Source organism: Afifella aestuarii (assembly GCF_004023665.1).
GTDB classification, from domain to species: Bacteria; Pseudomonadota; Alphaproteobacteria; order Rhizobiales; family Afifellaceae; genus Afifella; species Afifella aestuarii.
Genome location: NZ_SAUF01000005.1, coordinates 665,279 through 683,434, shown reverse-complemented (window position 1 = coordinate 683,434; position 18,156 = coordinate 665,279). Strand labels below are relative to the sequence as shown.

The following is an 18,156-nucleotide window of genomic DNA, read 5'->3' as shown; positions in this document are numbered from 1 at the left end:
TTGGCCAGCTGAGGCCATGGAGTTTCTGTCGGATCCACAGGTCTGGGCGAGTTTCCTGACGCTCTGCGTCATGGAGATCGTGCTTGGCATCGACAACATCGTCTTCATTTCGGTCGTCGTCAGCCGGCTTCCCGAGGAGCAGGCAAAAAAAGCACGCCAGATCGGGCTTCTTCTGGCGCTCGTCTTCCGCATCCTGCTTCTGCTTGTCCTGTCGTGGCTGATTGGGCTCACGGCGCCGGTCTTCACCACGTTCGGGCAGGACGTCTCGTGGCGCGATCTCATCTTGATCGGTGGCGGGCTTTTCCTGATCTACAAGGCGACGCATGAGATCCATGCCGAGATCGAGCATGAGACGGCGACGCTTGCGGAGGCCAAGACCGCGTCCTTCGGCGGGATCATCGCCCAAGTGCTGATCATCGATATGGTTTTTTCCGTCGATTCCATCATCACGGCGATCGGGATGGCCGAACATGTCGAGGTGATGATCGCCGCCGTCATTGTGGCGATTGCGGTCATGTATGCCGCGTCGGGACCGATCGCCGAGTTCATCAAGCACAATCCGACCACCAAAATGTTGGCGCTCGCCTTTCTGCTTCTGATCGGCGTGGCGCTCATCGCCGATGGTTTGGGTTTCCATATCCCGCGCGGCTATATCTACTTTTCAATGGCATTTGCGGCGGTGGTCGAGGTGTTCAACGTCCTTGCGCGGCGCCGCCGACAGAAGATTGCAGGAGGCGGAGAGTGACGAGTGTCGTTCGAGTTCACGCGCATGGCGGGCCAGAGGTGCTGCAGGTCGAAGACGAAGAGGTCGGCGCGCCGGGGGAGGGCGAAGTCAAGATCCGGCATGAGGCGATCGGGCTCAACTACCTCGATACCTACTACCGCACGGGCCTCTACAACGCGCCGAACGGCTTGCCGCTCACGCCCGGCAACGAAGGGGCAGGAACCGTCGTCTCCGTCGGGGCTGGGGTTTCGCGTTTTCGGCCGGGTGATCGGGTCGCCTATGTCGGCGGACTTGGCGCCTATGCAGCCGAGCGACTGATTTCTGCCGATAGTCTGGTGCGGCTTCCCGACGAGATCGACTTCAAGACCGGCGCGGCGATGATGCTGAAGGGGCTGACGGCCCAGTATCTCCTGCGCCAGACGTTTCGGGTCGAACGCGGGCAGACGGTCCTCTTTCATGCGGCTGCCGGCGGGGTCGGGTTGATCGCCTGCCAATGGGCGAAACATCTCGGAGCGACCGTCATCGGGACCGTCGGATCGCCCGATAAGGCGGAACTCGCGAAAGCGCACGGCTGCACGCACACCGTCAATTATCGCGAAGAGGACTTCGTCGCTCGCGTCAGGGACATCACAGATGGTCGGCTGTGCGACGTCGTCTATGATTCGGTCGGCCAGAGCACCTATCCCGGGTCGCTCGATTGCCTGAAGCCACGGGGTATGTGGGTGTCCTTCGGCCAATCTTCTGGGCCGATCAAGGACTTCAACCTCGCATTGCTGGCCCAGAAGGGGTCGCTTTACGCCTGCCGGCCCACCCTTTTCAGCTACATCGCCAAGCGCGAAAGCCTGCAGGCGATGGCAGACGATCTCTTTCACGTCGTGGCGAGTGGTTTCGTGAAGATCGAAGTCAACCAGGAATTCGCGTTGAAGGATGTGGCAGACGCCCATCGTGCGCTTGAAAGCCGGGCGACGACGGGAGCGACCGTCCTTGTTCCGTGAGGTCGTGACTGCGCCGTGATCTAAGTTCGTCTGTCACGATCGCACGGTGAGCCGCACCATTCCGGTGGCTATGTCCCCCTCAACAAAGAAGCCGGGCTCATGGCCCGGCAGGATTTGGAGTGAGAAGGCCTTGGCCTTAACAGGCGAAGGCTTGCGGGCTCCTATGGCGATCCGCCGCATCATAGGCAGGAGCTGGGCCCGCTCAAGCTACCCTTCGGCCGGCTTATCAGGCTCCGTGGTTGCGACGACCGCGAGACAGTCACCAAGACCGACGAGCCCGGGAAAATGACGCGCGGCGAGGATACCGTCGAGACCTGCTCGATACTCTTGAGGCCTTCCGCCCAAACGCTCGATCGGGTGCACTGAGAGGAGGAGATCCCCCTTTCTGACCTGCGCCCCAAGATCGACCGCGGGCTCGATGAAGCCTTCGGACTGGCTGAAGGAAAAACATTCCGGTCCGGGCATATCCAGAAATATGGATGGCTGGTGCTCGAGCGGGCCTGCCAGAATGCCCGCATGTTTGAGGACGTTTGCGAGGCCGCGTCGGGCGATCGCCAATGTCCGCGCAGTGGAGGTTCCACCCCCGCCGATTTCCGTCGTGACGAAGGCTTTGCCGAGGGATTCTGCGGCCGTGTCGAGCATGCCGACGGCGTCGATTTCCAGCATGGTCATCGAATAGGGCGCGCAGAACGCATCTCGGGCTTCCCGGCAACGCGCCTCCTGCGCCTTGTTTTCGAGCACGTGACAGGCCGCAAAAGGCAGGAAATCGAGTGTCTTTCCGCCGGAATGGAAGTCGAGCACCAGATCCGCCATGGGCAGCAGAACGCGCTGAATGTAGTCGGCGATCTTCTCCGTCACACTGCCGTCCGCGCGTCCTGGGAAGGTGCGGTTGAGATTGAACGTGTCGATGGGCGAAAGGCGGGTTCCTGCACGAAACGCCGGGTAGTTCATGAAGGGAACGAGGATGATGCGCCCTGTGATGTCATCGAGCGTGACCTTCCGGGCAAAATCGGCGAGTGCGACGGGTCCCTCATATTCGTCGCCGTGGCTGCCGCCGGTGACGAGGGCGGTCGGGCCGGGGCCGTTGCTCACGACCGTGATCGGGATCATGAGATTGCCCCATGCGCTGTCGTCGCGGCTCCATGGCAGTCTCAGATAACCGTGCTGGATGCCTTCGTGCTCAAAATCGACGGTCGGAACGATGGGGCTGTCAATCATCGCGGGCTCGTTCGGGCTTCCATGCTTTCTGGTCGAAAGCATAGGATCGGAGATCCTCGCAAGCTTCAACGCATCTATTGGGCGAATTGCTTTCCGGAACTCCACGCTGACTGAGTCATGTCGGCGCGCGCTTGCCCCTTATGGTTTCAACGCCTAGGCTTCCTTTGTCCGTCTTCAATTGGTCCATGCTAGGCGTCGCGCCGCCTGCCGGACCGCCCGTTGCGGAAAAGGAATGGCTCGCGCGCGTCTGGGACATGACGATGGTCGACCGTCGGCAGACATTCTCTCTGCCGGGGGGGCGCTAATCCCGCCGGCCCAGCCTTGCCCAGTCAGCCCCTGCATCGTCTCTTCCCGCCAATCAAAAGGACCCCGTCATGGACGAACACGTCACCGCCAATGACCTGGAAACACTCGACCGGGCGCATGTCTTCCACCCGTCGACGCATCTTGCGCAATTTGCGCGTGGCGAGGCGCCGTCGCGGATCGTGACCGGGGGCAAAGGCTGCACCATCGTCGATCGGGACGGGCGCAAAAGCCTCGATGCCTTTGCGGGCCTTTATTGTGTGAACGTCGGATACGGGCGGCAGGAGATCGCAGACGCGATCTACGCCCAGGCGAAGGAGCTTGCCTATTTCCACGCCTATGCGGGCCATTCCAACGAGCAGGTGATCCGGCTGTCGAGCCGGATCGTCGACAAGGTCGGCCTCGGGATGCAGCGCATCTATTGGGGGCTCTCCGGATCGGATGCCAACGAGACCAACATCAAGCTCGTCTGGTACTACAACAACGTGATGGGGCGGCCGGAAAAGAAAAAGATCATCTCCAGGCAGCGCGGCTATCACGGCTCGGGCATCATGACGGGAAGCCTGACGGGTCTTGCGCTTTTCCACAATGCATTCGATCTCCCACGCTCGCCGATCCTGCACACGTCGTGCCCGCATTACTGGCGCTACGGCCGGGAAGGGGAAAGCGAGGCGGATTTTTCCAAACGCATGGCTGCAGAGCTCGAGGAACTGATCCTTGCCGAGGGACCGGAGACGGTCGCGGCCTTCATCGGTGAGCCCGTTATGGGAACCGGCGGGATCATTCCGCCGCCTGAGGGATACTGGCAGGAAATTCAGGCGATCCTGAAAAAGTACGACATTCTCCTGATTGCCGATGAGGTCGTCACGGGATTTGGGCGCACCGGCGAATATTTCGGTTCGCACACCTACGGCATCGAGCCGGATCTCATCACCATCGCCAAAGGCGTGACGTCAGCCTATCTGCCTTTGTCGGGCGTTATCGTCGGCGAAAAAGTCTGGCAGGGGCTCGAAAAGGGGACCGACGATCTCGGCGTCATCGGTCATGGCTGGACCTATTCCGCGCATCCGACCTGTGCGGCCGCGGCGAACGCCAACCTCGATATCATCGACCGCGAAGATCTCACGGCAAATGCTCGTGACACCGGCGGCTATCTTCTCAAATCCCTGCAGGAGGCGGTCGGCGATCACCGGCTTGTCGGCGAGGTCCGTGGTGTTGGCCTGATGGCGGCGGTCGAATTCGTCGGAGACAAGGATACGAAGGCGGCGCCGGACCCGTCCTTGAAAGTCGGCATGAAAATGTCGGCCGCGCTCCTGGAAGAGGGCGTGATCGCCCGGGCGATGCCGCACAGCGAATGTCTTGGCTTCTCGCCTCCGCTCGTGATCACCCGTGACGAGGTCGACCAGGTTGTCTCGGCAACGAAACGGGTCATCGAACGCATCTCCGAAAGCCTTTGAGGCCGCGTTTTTGAGGCCGCGTTGATGCATTCGCCCAGCCTGGACGGATAAAGCCAGAGGCTTGGCCCGGAAACTGCACGGCGGTCGAAGACCGCCATCGGCGGAGATTTCGGGCCGCGGAGGGAGAGCCGGTATGGAGTTTGGCAAGAACAACACTCCGTTCAGCGAGGACGAGTTTGCCCAGAGGCTTGTCAACACGAAACGTGCGATGGACGCGGCCGGCCTGGATGTTCTCATCGTCTGTGATCCGGCGAACATGAACTATCTGACCGGCTATGATGGCTGGTCGTTTTATGTGCATCAGGCTGTCATTGTCGCGCAGGCCCTCGAACAGCCTTTGTGGGTGGGTCGCAACCAGGACGTGAACGGCGCGCATCTGACGACGATTCTCCCGGAAGAAAACGTCATCGGCTATGCCGACGAATATGTGCAGTCGCTGACGCGGCATCCGATGCAGGTGGTGGCCAGCACCATCGCCGAAAGGGGCCTCGGCTCGGGCAGGATCGGGGTCGAGGCCGATTCCTATTATTTCACGGCACGGGCTCAGGCGGTACTCGCAGATGAGCTGCCCGATGCGGTCTTCTCCGATGCCGGTGTTTTGGTGAACTGGTTGCGTTGCGTGAAGTCGGACGCCGAAACTACGCTGATTCGGCAGGCGGCTCGCATCACCGAGCGCATCATGCAGCGGGCCGTCGACCTGATCGACGTTGGTGTTCCGCAAAGCGAGGTGGCGGCCGCCATTCTCGAGACGGGGGTCCGTGGCATACCGGGCGAGGGGGGATATGGCGGCGATTATCCCGCCATCATGCCGTTGATGCCGAGCGGGGTTGGCACATCCTGCCCCCACATCACCTGGCGGGACGAGCCGTTTCTCGCCCAGACCGGGACGACGGTCGAAATCGCTGGCGTCCGGCATCGCTACCATGCCCCGATGAGCCGAACCGTCTATCTCGGAACGCCGCCGCAGAAGATGCTCGATGCGGCAAAAATCGTCGACGAAGGCATCGAGGCGGCGCTTGAGGCCGCGCGGCCGGGTGCAACGGCGCATGATGTTTATGCCGCGTGGAGCGGCGTCATTGCGCGCCACGGTATCTTCAAGGAATCCCGGTGTGGCTACTCGTTTGGTCTGAACTATCCGCCGGACTGGGGCGAGCGGACGTTGTCGTTGCGGGCGGGGGACGAAACAGTGCTTCAACCCAATATGACGATTCACTTCATGCCGGGGCTCTGGCTCGACGATTGGGGTATCGAGATTTCCGAACCCATCCGGATCACCCAATCGGGTGTGGAGCAGTTCTGCAGTTTTTCGCGCGAGCTAGTCGTCAAGTAGTTCAAGGGTTTGGCGCCCTTTATGGCGCTCGTCGAGCATGGCAATTATCCCAAAGTCGCGGCGGTTCTGTGCGCTGCGGCTTGCTTTTGGCGCCATTTCTTGGAAAAGTGACGAAATAGAGACGAATTCCTTCGCCAGCGGCGACGCTCGGTGGTGGATCAAAGACGGCTTAAGCCGTCCAAAAAAGACAATGGGTTGAACAGCAGCAGCGTCGGGGCTTCGCTCGGGAGCCATCGACAGTGTGGCAGAAAGGCATTCATGCAGGACGAGAACGGCGTCGCGGAAGGCGCCGAAGATCGCGCCTATGTGCGCTTCGAGGACGTTCAGAAGAGCTATGATGGCGAAACGCTGGTCATCAAAAATCTGAACCTCGAAATTGAGCGCGGCGAATTCCTGACCATGCTTGGGCCGTCCGGCTCCGGGAAAACCACCTGCCTCATGATGCTGGCAGGTTTCGAATCCACCACCCACGGCGCGATCTATCTGCACGATCAGCGCATCGACAACGTGCCGCCGCACAAACGCGGCATTGGGATGGTGTTCCAGAATTACGCGCTCTTTCCACACATGACCGTGTCGGAGAATCTGGCATTTCCGTTGAAGGTCCGCGGCTTGTCGAAGAGCGACACGGAAGAACGTGTGAAGCGGGCGCTGGAAATGGTCGAGCTGCCGCAATTCGGCGACAGACGGCCAGCGCAGCTTTCGGGTGGACAGCAGCAGCGTGTGGCCGTGGCGCGTGCGCTCGTGTTCGAGCCAGATCTCGTCCTGATGGACGAGCCGCTCGGCGCTCTCGACAAGCAGCTGCGCGAGCAGATGCAGTTCGAGATCAAGCACATCCACGACAATCTCGGGGTGACCGTCGTCTATGTGACGCATGATCAGACGGAAGCGCTGACCATGTCTGACCGCGTTGCCGTCTTCAACGACGGCATCATCCAGCAATTGTCGACGCCTGAAGTTCTCTACGAGGCGCCCGACAACGCCTTCGTCGCTCAGTTCATCGGCGAGAACAATCGCTTTTCAGGGCGTATCGTCGAACGCGTGAGCGATCAGGAAGTGCGGGTGAAGCTCGATACGGGCGAAGACGTGCGCGCACTTCCGGTCAATCTCAATGGCGGGGACCGCACGACCCTGTCTTTGCGGCCCGAGCGCGTGCTCATCAATCCGGACGAGGGGGCCACTCCCAATGTCCTGGAAGGCACTGTGCAGGAAGTGATCTATCTCGGTGATCACATCCGCACCCGGCTTGCCGTGGCAGGCCATGATGATTTCATCGTCAAGATCCCGAATGCGGCCGGGCATCCGAGCCTTCAGCGCGGCCAGGCCGCGCGTCTCGGCTGGACGATTGAAGATTGTCGGGCACTCGACGCCTGACAACGCGCCCATACTGGCGCCCATTTCCCGACCGGCAGGACATGAATAATGCCGGCAAAAGCTCCCAAACGGGGACCAACAGCAACGGAGGTCAGTCCGAATGAAGCGAACCCTATCCCTTATGGCCGCAGTGGCGATTGTGCCGAGCATGGCCTTGGCCGCAGAAGGTGACAGCCTGACGATCGTATCCTGGGGCGGCGCCTATACGATGTCGCAGGAAAAGGCCTATCACGAACCCTACAGCGAGAAGACCGGCACGCAGATCCTGCGTGAGGATAAATCGGCAAATGCGCTTGCGGGCATCCGCTCGCAGGTCGAGGCCGGGAACGTCACTTGGGACGTCGTGGATATGCTGCAGGCGGATGCGCAGCGCGCCTGCGACGAGGGTCTCATCATGGAGATCCCGCACGACGAGTGGCTCGCTCCGGGCCCGGATGGAGCTAAACCCACAGAGGATTTCATCGACGGCACGCTCGGCGATTGCTTCATTCCGCAGATCCTTTACGCGACCATGTTTGCGTATAACGAGGAAGCGTTTCCAGATGGCGGTCCCAAGACGGTAGCAGATGTCTGGGATCTCGAAAAATTCCCGGGAACTAGGTCCTTACAGAAAATTCCTCAGAAAAACCTTGAATGGGCTCTCATCGCCGACGGTGTGCCTGCGGACGAGGTTTACGAGGTGCTCGCGACGCGCGAAGGGCAGGATCGCGCCTTCGCCAAGCTCGACGAGATCAAGGATAACGTGATCTGGTGGTCGGAAGGCGCGCAGCCGCCGCAGATGCTCGCCGACCAGGAAGCTGTCATCGCCACTGCCTATAACGGCCGTATTTTCAATGCGCAGGTGAACGAGGACCAGCCCTTCAAGATCATGTGGGACCACCAGATGTTCGAGGTCGACGGCTGGGTCGTTCCCGTGGATCAGAGCGAAGACGATCTGAAGCTGATCAAGGACTATCTCTATTTCGCCACCGATACGCAGCGGCTTGCCGACCAGGCGAAATACATCGCCTACGCGCCGGCGCGGAAGTCGTCTGTGCCTCTCGTCGGGAAGATGGAGGGCACCGACATCGACATGAAGCCGCATATGCCGACGACGCCCGAGAACTTCGAGACGGCGGTGCAGTTCGACACCTCCTTCTGGGCCGATTACGGCGACCAGCTCGAAGAGCGCTTCAACGCCTGGCTCGCTCAGTAAGCGGACCTGGTCGGAAAAGACGCCCGGCGCGGTTCTCCCGCGCCGGGCATGAACGTGGAGCGGAGGATATGGCGGATATAGCGGCAGACGGCTACGTGCCGGAGCGAGACGAAAGCGGAGCGTTGACGACCGTCGACGGGACGCCGCTCAAAGTTTCGTTGCGAAAGTCGCAAAGACGGGCCAAGCGGCGAGCCTTCTATCTGGTCGTTCCGCTCCTTGCCTTCCTCTTCATCACCTTCACGATCCCGATCGTCGGGATGATCGTGCGCTCAGTCTACAACCCCGAAGTGGCCAATTATCTGCCCGAAACCTCCGCGGCAATCGGTGACTGGGACGGGGAAGAGCTGCCGCCCGAAAAGGTTTTCGCGGCCATGGCCGCCGATATGGAAGTTGGTCTGGAAAACCGCACGATCGGACGCGCCGCAGGGCGAATCAATCGCGAAATTCCGGGTGCTCGCAGCCTGGTAATGGGGACGGCGCGTCACGTCGACGAGATGCAGCCACCCTACCGCGAGGCTTTCCTGGAGGAAGATGAGGACTGGTCCGATCTCGAACTCTGGCGCCTCCTCAAGCGTGAGACGCGCCTCATCACGCCGGCCTATTATCTTCTGGCGCTCGATTTCGAATACACGCCGCGCGGCGACATCGTGGAGCGGCCTGAGATCTATCAGGTTTACCGTCTGCTCTTCATCCGCACTGCCTGGATGAGCATCGTCATCACCGGCGCCTGCCTGCTTCTCGGCTATCCCGTCGCGCATCTTCTGGCGACACTGCCGCTCAGAACGTCGAACCTGTTGATGATCCTGGTGCTGTTGCCGTTCTGGACATCGCTTCTCGTGCGGACTTCGGCTTGGATGGTTCTCCTGCAGCAGGAGGGGGTGGTCAACGACCTGCTCGTATGGGCCGGAATCATCAATGACAACGGTCGTATCCGCATGATCTACAACCAGCTGGGTACGATCATCGCGATGACGCACATCCTGCTGCCGTTCATGATCTTACCGCTCTATTCGGTGATGAAGACGATCCCGCCGTCCTACATGCGGGCGGCGCGCTCGCTTGGCGCCAATCAGTTTACAGCCTTCGTGAAGGTCTACATGCCGCTCACCATTCCCGGGCTTGCGGCGGGTGTTCTCCTCGTCTTCATCCTGGCGATCGGCTACTACATCACCCCGGCGCTCGTCGGCGGCGAAAGCGGTATCTTCATCTCGAATTTGATCGCCTCCAACATGCAGGGAACGAGCGCGCAGCTGAAACTTGCTTCGGCGCTCGCGACGATCCTCCTCGTGCTGGTTCTCTTCTTCTACTGGCTCTTCAACAAGCTTGTCGGTGTCGACCGGCTGAAGTTCGGGTGAGGTAAGCCATGCCCCTTCCTACCTATGCCGGACCGCTTGAGCGCACCTGGTACTACAGCTACCGCTTCATCTGTGCGGCGATCTTCATCTTTCTGATCGTGCCGATCCTGGTGATCGTGCCACTGTCGTTCAACGCTCAGCCTTATTTCACTTTCACCAAGGAGATGCTCTCCTTCGATCCGGACGGCTATTCGCTGCGCTGGTACGAAGAGCTTCTCTCCAGCCGTGAGTGGATGCGCGCCATCGGCAATTCCTTCTTCATCGCAATATCGGCGACTATCATCTCGACAACGCTCGGCACGCTTGCCGCGCTCGGCCTTTCGCGCCCCAATATGCCGGCCAAGGGCTTCATCACGGCCGTTTTGATTTCTCCGATGATCGTGCCGCTGATCATCACGGCAGCGGCGCTGTTTTCCTTCTATGCCCGGCTCGATCTCGCCAATTCGTATTTCTCGATCATCATGGCGCATGTGGTCCTGGGCACCCCCTTCGTCGTGATCACGGTGACCGCGTCTCTCTCGGGCTTCGATCAGCAGCTCATCCGAGCGGCACAGAGCCTTGGCGCCAACCAGGTCACCACCTTCTTCAAGGTCATTCTGCCGCTGCTTCTCCCGGGCGTCGTCGCCGGCGCGCTCTTCGCCTTCATCACCTCACTGGACGAGGTCGTCGTGGTCCTGTTCCTCGCCGGGCCGGAGCAGGTGACGATGACGGTGCGAATGTTTTCGGGGCTCAGAGAAGAGATTTCGCCAACGATCCTGGCGCTGGCGACGATCCTGGTCGCGATCTCGATCCTGCTTCTCTCGTCGATGGAATTGCTGCGCCGGCGCTCCGAACGTCAGCGTGGCATGAGCCCGGGCTAGCCGGCCGTCCGAACCGGTCGCAAAAAAGGAGGCGCCGAAGCGCCTCCGCAGATGTGTGCCGTAAGCAATCGTTCTTCTGCTGCCGGGCAAACTCGCTCAGTGTCCGTTGACCGTGATCTTGCGTCCCTTGGCCTCCAGCTCCCTGGCGCGGGGGACCGTCACCTTGAGAACGCCTTTGTCGAAGCTCGCCGTCACTTCGTCGGCTTTCGGCTCAAACGGAAGAGCGAAACGGCGCATGAACGTACCGTAGGAGCGCTCGACGAGATGATACTGTTTCTTTTCGTCATTTTCCTCTCGCTCGACCTTGTTTTCCGCCTTCAGCGTCAGCACGCCCTCGGTGAGGTCGAGTTCGATATCCTTCTCGTCGATACCCGGTAGTTCGGCGGTAAGCTCAAGGCCCGTCTCGGTTTCGGCTACATCCACCTTTGGCGACAGAAAGCGGCCCGAAGCCGAATTGGCCGGAGCGCTCCAGTCGCGCGTGAAGTCGTCGAAGAGGCGGTCCATTTCGCGCCGCATTGCGAGGAAAGGGTCGGTCTCAGGCCCGCGTGTCAGCGCGGTCTGGCGACCAAATGGAATCATCGATCTGAAATCCATGACGTCACCTCCTGATAAAAAAGGCCGACGCCGGACAACTGGGTGACCAGTGTCGGCCACGTCATCACACCCTTTATGTGGAGTTGCGAATCCTGCCGTTCAAGGCTCCGCGCGAGCTTCGTTGACACCTGTGCATCGGGCGGTTGCCGGGTTTCCGCACACGCGAACTTGGTCTCGTTGCTCTCATCGACTTGATCTTTCGGGTAAGGGGCGGAGAGCGGGCTTGTCTCCCACTACACGCACAGATAAATGCACCGGAAGGTACCTTTCTTTTTCGGTGTGTTGATGAGCGAACAAGCGTCTGACGCTGACGACGGCGAACGGTCTGGAGCGGATCCTGAAGACAGCGGAGAGAAGGGGCGAGCGGAAACTTCGCAATCACCGAGTGAAGACACCAAGCGATCTCCGCTGAAGAAGCCTTGGGTGCGGGTTTTCCTGGTGGTTGCCGGCGTTGCGCTGGTTGTCGGCGGCGGCTGGTGGCTGTGGCATTACTGGACGGTCGGCCGCTTCATCGAGAGCACGAACGACGCTTATTTGCAGGCCGATCAGGTCACGATCGCGCCGAAGGTCGGTGGCTATGTCGAGGACGTCATGGTCCAGGCCAATGCCAGCGTCGAGGCTGGCGATGTGCTCGTGAAGATCAATGACGAGGATTATCGTGCCGGCGTGGCACGTGCCAGTGCCGGCCTGCAGGCCGCTCGCGCGGATCTTGCGAAGGCGAAAGCCGAGGCTGGACGATCCAGGGTCGCTGTCCAGCAGGCGGAAGCCCAGCTCGCTCAGGCGAAGGTGAACGAGGCTTTTGCGCAAAGCCAGGTGGAGCGCTATGCACCTCTGGTGAAGACTGGGGCGCAGCCGGAAGAACGGTTGTCGCAGCTCATCAACCAGCGCGACCAGGCCGAAGCGCAGGTGAAGGTCGCTTCCGCATCTCTTGCCTCTGCGCATGAGGCGACGAATACGGCCGACGCTCAGATTCTCCAGGCGCGGGCCGCCGTGCACCAGGCTCAGGCTCAGCTGACGGATGCCAACAATCAGCTTGCGAATACGCTGATCAAGAGCCCGATCTCGGGACGGGTCGGCGACAAGACTGTGAATGTCGGGCAGCTCGTCCAGCCCGGAACGCGGCTTATGACGATCGTGCCGGTCGATCAGCTTTATTTGGAAGCGAATTTCAAAGAGACTCAGATTGAGCTGATGCGGGTCGGCCAGCCCGCGACGGTGAAGGTCGATGCACTGACCGCCGAAGAGTTGCGCGGCCATGTGGAGAGTTTTTCGCCGGCAACCGGCGCACAATTCGCGCTGATCCCACCTGAGAACGCCACCGGCAATTTCACCAAGATCGTGCAGCGTGTGCCGGTTCGCATCGCGGTCGATCCAGGACCTGCCGCGAGTAAGGTTCTCGTTCCCGGCCTCTCGGTCACGGTCGAAGTCGATACGCGCGGTGCTCGCGACGAATACGAAGAGATGCAGGAAGAGGGGCGGCGCTCGGAAGAGGCGGCACAGTGAGCTCGGCCGAGGCCACAGCGGACGCTGGCGCACCCGCCTCAAGCGAGCCGCGAGCCGATGCTGCGGCCTGGCTGGCCGTTGCTGCCGGCACGATCGGTGCGTTGATGGCGACGCTCGATATTTCCATCGTCAACGCGGCATTGCCGGTGATCCAGGGTGAGATCGGTGCGAGCGGCACCGAAGGCACCTGGATCTCCACTGCCTATCTCGTCGCCGAGATCGTCATGATCCCGCTGACGGGCTGGTTCGTGCGTGTCCTGACGCTGCGCACGTTTCTCCTGCTCATGACGATCTTTTTCGTCGTTTTCTCGGTCCTTTGTGGTCTCTCTTCCTCGCTGACGATGATGATCATCGGCCGCGTGGGGCAGGGATTTACCGGCGGCGCGATGATACCGACGGCGCTCACCATCGTTTCGACGCGGCTGCCATCGGACAAGCAACCGATCGGGATTGCGCTCTTTGGTCTGACGATTGTGCTCGGGCCGATCCTCGGGCCGCTCATTGGCGGCTATCTGACGGAGCATGTCAGTTGGCACTATGCCTTTTTCCTCAACCTGCCGGTGGGGCTCGGGCTCGTCCTTCTGCTTGTCGTCGGCATGCCGCCGGCGAAGGCGCGTCTTCGAGCGTTCTTCAAGGCCGACTGGTTCGGTATTCTAGGGCTGGCGCTCTTTCTTGGGTGTCTGACCACGGTTTTGGAGGAGGGGCAGCGCGAGCTTTGGTTCCAGTCGGAGCTGATCGTGGGCCTCAGCTTCGCTTCGTTCGTCGGGCTCGTCCTTCTTATCCTCGGGCAGAGGAGAGCGGCCGAACCCGTGATCGATCTGTCGATCCTGTTTGAGCGGAGCTTCGGCAGCGTCTTTCTGATGAGCCTCGTCACGGGTGCCGCGCTTTACGGTATCCTCTATCTCATCCCACAGTTTTTGGCCCAGATCCCGGACTATAACGCCTATCAGTCCGGTCTCATCGTGCTCATCAGCGGCATTCCAACCCTGATGATCATGCCGTTCTTTCCTTTTCTTGTGCGTACGCTCGACCTCCGTCTGGCGATCGCGATCGGGCTTTTCATCTTTGCGCTAAGCTGTTTCGCCGACACAGCGATGACGGCCCAGTCCGACGGCGGCGATTTCTACTTCTCCCAGCTGCTTCGCGGCGTCGGTCAGGGATTTGCGCTGCTCTTTCTAAATCAGGCGGCGACGAGTTCGGTGGTGCGCGAAAAGGCAGACGACGCGTCAGGGCTCTTCAATGCGGCACGAAACCTGGGCGGCTCTTTCGGGCTTGCTCTGATTTCCACGCTTCAGGACCGACGCGTCACGTTCCACGTCGAGCGGATCAGCGAGACCGTCAATGCCAATTCGGTTCAGGTCCAAGAGCGTCTGCAGGAACTCGGCGGCAATGACGCCTATCAGCGGCTGCAGGCCTTGAAGATGCTCTTCGGGACGATCCGCCAGCAGGCCGTCGTGATGATCTATAACGACCTGTTTTTTGTCTTCGGTATCATCCTTCTCGTTTCCATCCCGCTCGTTCTGCTCCTGCGGCCTTTGCCGCGCGGGCAGGGCGTGGCGATGCACTAAGAGCTCGTCATGTCGCACCTGCGCCTGTTCGCACCTTTGGCCTGCACGCTGGCTTTCTCCGGCTGCATGGTCGGCTCGGATTATCAGGGACCGCCGGATGCGGCCCCGCTTGCGCGTCTGGCTGGCTCATTCCGCCATGCGGACCGGACGACGCCGGCCTATTATCCCGCGGCCGCCTGGTGGGAGAGTTTGTCGGACAAACAGCTCGACGCGTTGATCGTGCTCGCTTTGTCGAAGAGCCCGAACGTGGACCTTGCGATCGCGCGGCTGAAGCAGGAGCGGGCGGGCGTGGCCGGTGCCCGCGCTGATCTGATGCCCACAGCCGCTGGTCTTGGAGCAGCAAGCGGGGCTCGATTGGGGCTCGGCGACACCGACGGTCTCAACAACAAGCTCGCCGCAGCAGCCGCGGCTCTTGGCCCGGAGGCCGCGGCCGCAGCGCCAGCTATTCCCGAACATGTGAGCACGGGGCTCTACAACGCGGCTTTCGATGCGTCCTGGGAGATCGATATTTTCGGTGGCCGGAGGCGCGCCGTAGAGCGCTCGACGGCCAGAGCCCAGGCGGCGGAAGCTGCGCTTGCAGACGCTTATGTTCAGCTGTCGGCGGAGGTGGCGCGCGCCTATGTCGGTCTTCGAGCCGCGCAGAGACAGCTCGGCATCGTGCGCCATTCGGTCTCGTTGCAGCAAAAGACGTTCGACCTGACCAAGCAGCAGGTGGAACAGGGAACGTCTGCCAAGCTCGATCTGGCACGTCTCGAAACGCAGCTCACCAGCACGCAGGCCGATATTCCCCTGCTTGAAGCGCAGGTAGAGGTGGCGCTCGGCCAGCTTGCGGTCCTGTGCGGACTGGAGCCGGGTGCGCTCGATGCAAGGCTGTCGAAGCCCAGGCCGATTCCATCTCCGCCGAAGTCTGTGCCCGTCGGCAATCCGGAATCCATGCTCCGAAGAAGGCCCGATGTTCGGCAGGCGGAGCGACAGCTCGCCTCGGCCAATGCTGCGATCGGCGAGGCCGTGGCGCAGTATTTCCCGCGAATCAAACTCATCGGACTTGCCGTCGCAGGGGGAACTCAGCCTGGTGATCTCGCTGATACCGCCTCCCTCAGTCTCCTTGGCGGGCCCACGCTTCAGTGGAATCTCCTGAGTTTCGGACGGATCGACGCCAAGGTCCAACAATCCGAAGCTGCGACAGAGGCCGCGCTCGCGCAATACCGGCAAAGCGTGCTTGCAGCTCTCCAGGATGCGGAATCCTCGCTCACACAATTCCGCAAGCGGAAGGAGAACGTTGCCTATCTGGCGCGGGCGAGCGCGTCGGCGGCGCGGGCGGCGGCTCTCACCCGCGATATGAACGAGGCAGGCGCGCTCAGCCTGATCGATACGCTCGATATCGAGCGCCAGCGCTTGCAGACCGAACAGAGCCTCGCTCAGGCCGAGGCGGAACTAACGAATGCGTTCATTGCGTTAGAGAAGAGCTTGGGGCTTGGATGGAAACCGGCGGAATCGCGGCAACCGGCAGCAACCACTGTCGCCAAGGCCAATTGAAACAACATGCAGAACCGATCATGACGCCGAAGCAAGATCAGTCCGAGGATGGCAGGCGCAGTTGCTGCGTCGTCGATGGCTGTGGCGAGAGCGCACTTGCGGAGGCTGGCGCTGTTGCCCGCCGAGGTCGGCCGCGCAAGGGCACGAGCGGCCTCGTCACCGAGCGGATTGTGGCGGTCGCAACCGAGCTATTCCTCGAACGTGGCTTCGCCGAAACAAATATGGATGCTGTCGCCGCGCGCGCGGGCAGTTCCAAAAGGACGCTGTATGCACGCTTCGCCTCCAAGGACGCTTTGTTTGAGGCCGTCATCCTGAAGTTCTTGCGCGAGCGGCTGACGGAAATGCAGTTGACGATCCGGCGCGATGACGGGCTCGAAGAAACGCTGATCAGCGCTGGCGAACGGCTCCTGGAAGGTGCGATGACGCCGGAGGTCATCCGTCTTCATCGCCTGATGGCCTGCGAAGGCGAGAACTTCCCGGAACTGGCACGAACGGTCAACGAGCAGGCCTGGACGCAGTTTCGCCTTTTCGTGGCCGATGTGCTGCAGCAGGCGAGCGTTCGCTACAATGAGCCGTTTGAAGATTGCGAGTGGCTGGCGACCCGGTTTTTCGGGATGATGGTGGAGCCGTATTTCCGCCGCGCGACGCTCGGCCTTCAGCCCGCCGAGGTGACAGACGAGATGCGCACGGACGTGCACCGGTCGGTGCAGCTCTTCCTGAAAGGAAGCAGGGGTCTTTCCGTATCTGTGTAAAATCGCGCTTTTCTGTATAATATTGGCGCAAGGTCGCATCGCCAGAGTGTTGCCTTCACGTCATAGCGGAAGCTGGGATCAGACGCTAAAAGCACCCGGCCCGTTTCATTTATTTCGGAAAAGAGCATGCGGCATCGGGGCAGCGGGGACGAGGGGGGGCGTAGCGTCCTGCTCACACCCGTAGGATTATCGGCGTTTCTGGTCTTCTGCGTGGTCTCCCTATTGGGCGGGTGCGCCGGGCTACCCGACGAAGCGGCTCTGACACCCGTTCAGGCGACGGTGCCGGGCGCACAGCTCGTGACCATTTATGCGGCCACGACGCGGGAGCGTAAGGGACCGCAGAGCGTCCTCTACACCTCCGAGCCGGCTGCTGAACTCAATTTCGCCCGTTACACGGTCTCGGTTCCCCCGGGCCATAAGCCGACGGAAATCGAGTGGCCGGACGGCAAGGCGGATCCGAAGCGGAGCTTTGCAACCGTCAAGGAAGAGCGGCTGACCGAAGCCGAGTTCTATCATCAAATCGCTGCGCGGAACGGAAAGGGCGAACTGTCGCCCGGGCGAGACGATGTCGGCGTTTTCGTCCACGGCTACAACACGAGCTTTGCCGAATCGCTGTTTCGTCTGGCTCAGATCACGGTCGATTCCGATCCCAATGACGTCCCGGTCCTGTTTGCCTGGCCCTCGGAAGCTGCTGTGACCGGGTATGTCGCAGACAAGGACGCTGTGACCTATTCGCGCGATTATCTGGCCGGTGTTTTGACGCATCTCGCTAGAGATCGGAAGGTCGGAGATATCACCCTCTTCGGTCACAGTATGGGCGGCTGGCTCGTGATGGAGGTGCTGAGGCAATTGCGCCTTTCTGGGCATGGTGACGTGATCTCCGGGATCGAGGAGGTGATCCTTGCGTCTCCGGATATCGATATCGACGTTTTCAGAACCCAGATCGCGGTCATCGGCCGCAAGCATCCCCCGATGACGATCCTCGTCTCGAAGCAGGACCGGGCACTCGCGATTTCCAGGCGGGTTGGCGGCGGACGGCCGCGGCTCGGCGGCGTGGACGTCGATGACCCCGAGATCCAGCAGCTGGCGGTGCAGTACGATCTGCGGATCATCGATATCTCGCAGCTCCCGAAGACGGACTTTCTCGGACACGATCAATTCGTGACGCTTGCTGCCCGGCTGGGTTCGACCGGGCGGCGAGGTTTCGGTCAGCTGGGCGAAGCCGGCGCCTTCGTCTTCGACGCCGTCGGCAACACCGTGGCGAGCCCATTCAGGATTGCGAGCGACGTGCTTTCCCAATAAGGGCAGCGACCATCTTGTGGCTGCCTTCGTGTTCCGGCACGCGCTTACGTTGACATCCGGGCTTCGATCATGAGGATGGCGCCACACCAA

15 protein-coding genes are annotated in these 18,156 nt (G+C 61.1%); 13 read left to right on the top strand and 2 right to left on the bottom strand.

Going from position 1 to position 18,156, the window contains the following annotated elements; translation table 11 throughout:
- Positions 1-16: 16 nt before the first annotated feature.
- Together EO094_RS17295 and EO094_RS17290 are read left to right on the top strand one after the other, a co-directional pair.
- Positions 17-745, top strand: a complete 729-nt coding sequence (locus tag EO094_RS17295; protein WP_128294109.1) for a TerC family protein — start codon at positions 17-19, stop codon at positions 743-745.
- Positions 742-1,719 carry a quinone oxidoreductase family protein gene (locus tag EO094_RS17290; RefSeq protein ID WP_128294108.1) on the top strand — a complete coding sequence of 326 codons (978 nt, stop codon included), beginning with the start codon at positions 742-744 and terminating at the stop codon, positions 1,717-1,719. Before EO094_RS17295 ends, EO094_RS17290 begins: the two co-directional genes overlap by 4 nt.
- A gap of 207 nt (positions 1,720-1,926) precedes the next feature.
- Here the strand turns inward: EO094_RS17290 and doeB are convergent, their stop codons facing one another.
- The gene (doeB, locus tag EO094_RS17285; RefSeq protein ID WP_128294107.1) at positions 1,927-2,937 is read right to left on the bottom strand and encodes a N(2)-acetyl-L-2,4-diaminobutanoate deacetylase DoeB; all 1,011 of its coding nucleotides are present in this window, start codon (positions 2,935-2,937) and stop codon (positions 1,927-1,929) included.
- A 374-nt stretch (positions 2,938-3,311) separates the two neighbouring features.
- Between doeB and EO094_RS17280 the strand changes: the two genes are divergently transcribed.
- The 6 genes from EO094_RS17280 to EO094_RS17255 all read left to right on the top strand — a co-directional run bounded on the left by EO094_RS17280 (position 3,312) and on the right by EO094_RS17255 (position 10,811).
- Positions 3,312-4,697 carry an aminotransferase gene (locus EO094_RS17280; protein WP_128294106.1) on the top strand — a complete coding sequence of 462 codons (1,386 nt, stop codon included), beginning with the start codon at positions 3,312-3,314 and terminating at the stop codon, positions 4,695-4,697.
- Between the two features lie 133 nt (positions 4,698-4,830).
- A complete protein-coding gene (locus EO094_RS17275; protein WP_128294105.1) occupies positions 4,831-6,027 on the top strand; it encodes a M24 family metallopeptidase in 1,197 nt (398 codons plus the stop codon).
- 258 nt (positions 6,028-6,285) lie between these two features.
- Positions 6,286-7,401 carry an ABC transporter ATP-binding protein gene (locus EO094_RS17270; protein WP_128294104.1) on the top strand — a complete coding sequence of 372 codons (1,116 nt, stop codon included), beginning with the start codon at positions 6,286-6,288 and terminating at the stop codon, positions 7,399-7,401.
- 100 nt (positions 7,402-7,501) lie between these two features.
- Positions 7,502-8,596 carry an extracellular solute-binding protein gene (locus EO094_RS17265; RefSeq protein WP_092812216.1) on the top strand — a complete coding sequence of 365 codons (1,095 nt, stop codon included), beginning with the start codon at positions 7,502-7,504 and terminating at the stop codon, positions 8,594-8,596.
- Positions 8,597-8,664: 68 nt separating this feature from the next.
- Entirely contained in the window at positions 8,665-9,951 is a 1,287-nt protein-coding gene (locus tag EO094_RS17260; RefSeq protein ID WP_128294103.1) for an ABC transporter permease, read from the top strand.
- Positions 9,952-9,959: 8 nt separating this feature from the next.
- Positions 9,960-10,811 (top strand): ABC transporter permease, encoded by an 852-nt coding sequence (locus tag EO094_RS17255; RefSeq protein WP_128294102.1) that lies wholly within the window; start codon positions 9,960-9,962, stop codon positions 10,809-10,811.
- A 96-nt stretch (positions 10,812-10,907) separates the two neighbouring features.
- Here the strand turns inward: EO094_RS17255 and EO094_RS17250 are convergent, their stop codons facing one another.
- Entirely contained in the window at positions 10,908-11,405 is a 498-nt protein-coding gene (locus tag EO094_RS17250; RefSeq protein ID WP_128294101.1) for an Hsp20/alpha crystallin family protein, read from the bottom strand.
- Between the two features lie 423 nt (positions 11,406-11,828).
- On the opposite strand from EO094_RS17250, the gene EO094_RS17245 reads away from it, so the two are divergent.
- From EO094_RS17245 to EO094_RS17225, 5 genes are all read left to right on the top strand, one after another.
- Complete coding sequence (locus EO094_RS17245) at positions 11,829-12,908, top strand: HlyD family secretion protein (RefSeq protein WP_205649956.1); 1,080 nt, start codon at positions 11,829-11,831, stop codon at positions 12,906-12,908.
- Positions 12,905-14,476 carry a DHA2 family efflux MFS transporter permease subunit gene (locus EO094_RS17240; protein ID WP_246008586.1) on the top strand — a complete coding sequence of 524 codons (1,572 nt, stop codon included), beginning with the start codon at positions 12,905-12,907 and terminating at the stop codon, positions 14,474-14,476. Before EO094_RS17245 ends, EO094_RS17240 begins: the two co-directional genes overlap by 4 nt.
- 9 nt (positions 14,477-14,485) lie before the next feature.
- Positions 14,486-16,012: an efflux transporter outer membrane subunit gene (locus EO094_RS17235; protein WP_128294098.1), complete on the top strand. Its 1,527-nt coding sequence runs from the start codon at positions 14,486-14,488 to the stop codon at positions 16,010-16,012.
- Between the two features lie 20 nt (positions 16,013-16,032).
- Complete coding sequence (locus EO094_RS17230; protein WP_164879712.1) at positions 16,033-16,764, top strand: TetR/AcrR family transcriptional regulator; 732 nt, start codon at positions 16,033-16,035, stop codon at positions 16,762-16,764.
- Between the two features lie 126 nt (positions 16,765-16,890).
- Positions 16,891-18,066, top strand: a complete 1,176-nt coding sequence (locus EO094_RS17225) for an alpha/beta hydrolase (protein ID WP_128294096.1) — start codon at positions 16,891-16,893, stop codon at positions 18,064-18,066.
- Positions 18,067-18,156 lie beyond the last annotated feature (90 nt).

Excerpts from the sequence above, each read along its gene's own strand:
- EO094_RS17295 (WP_128294109.1), top strand. The coding sequence starts at position 17 with ATGGAGTTTCTGTCGGATCCACAGGTCTGGGCGAGTTTCCTGACGCTC.
- doeB (WP_128294107.1), bottom strand. The coding sequence starts at position 2,937 with ATGATTGACAGCCCCATCGTTCCGACCGTCGATTTTGAGCACGAAGGC.
- EO094_RS17280 (WP_128294106.1), top strand. The coding sequence starts at position 3,312 with ATGGACGAACACGTCACCGCCAATGACCTGGAAACACTCGACCGGGCG.
- EO094_RS17275 (WP_128294105.1), top strand. The coding sequence starts at position 4,831 with ATGGAGTTTGGCAAGAACAACACTCCGTTCAGCGAGGACGAGTTTGCC.
- EO094_RS17270 (WP_128294104.1), top strand. The coding sequence starts at position 6,286 with ATGCAGGACGAGAACGGCGTCGCGGAAGGCGCCGAAGATCGCGCCTAT.
- EO094_RS17265 (WP_092812216.1), top strand. The coding sequence starts at position 7,502 with ATGAAGCGAACCCTATCCCTTATGGCCGCAGTGGCGATTGTGCCGAGC.
- EO094_RS17260 (WP_128294103.1), top strand. The coding sequence starts at position 8,665 with ATGGCGGATATAGCGGCAGACGGCTACGTGCCGGAGCGAGACGAAAGC.
- EO094_RS17255 (WP_128294102.1), top strand. The coding sequence starts at position 9,960 with ATGCCCCTTCCTACCTATGCCGGACCGCTTGAGCGCACCTGGTACTAC.
- EO094_RS17250 (WP_128294101.1), bottom strand. The coding sequence starts at position 11,405 with ATGGATTTCAGATCGATGATTCCATTTGGTCGCCAGACCGCGCTGACA.
- EO094_RS17235 (WP_128294098.1), top strand. The coding sequence starts at position 14,486 with ATGTCGCACCTGCGCCTGTTCGCACCTTTGGCCTGCACGCTGGCTTTC.
- EO094_RS17230 (WP_164879712.1), top strand. The coding sequence starts at position 16,033 with ATGACGCCGAAGCAAGATCAGTCCGAGGATGGCAGGCGCAGTTGCTGC.
- EO094_RS17225 (WP_128294096.1), top strand. The coding sequence starts at position 16,891 with ATGCGGCATCGGGGCAGCGGGGACGAGGGGGGGCGTAGCGTCCTGCTC.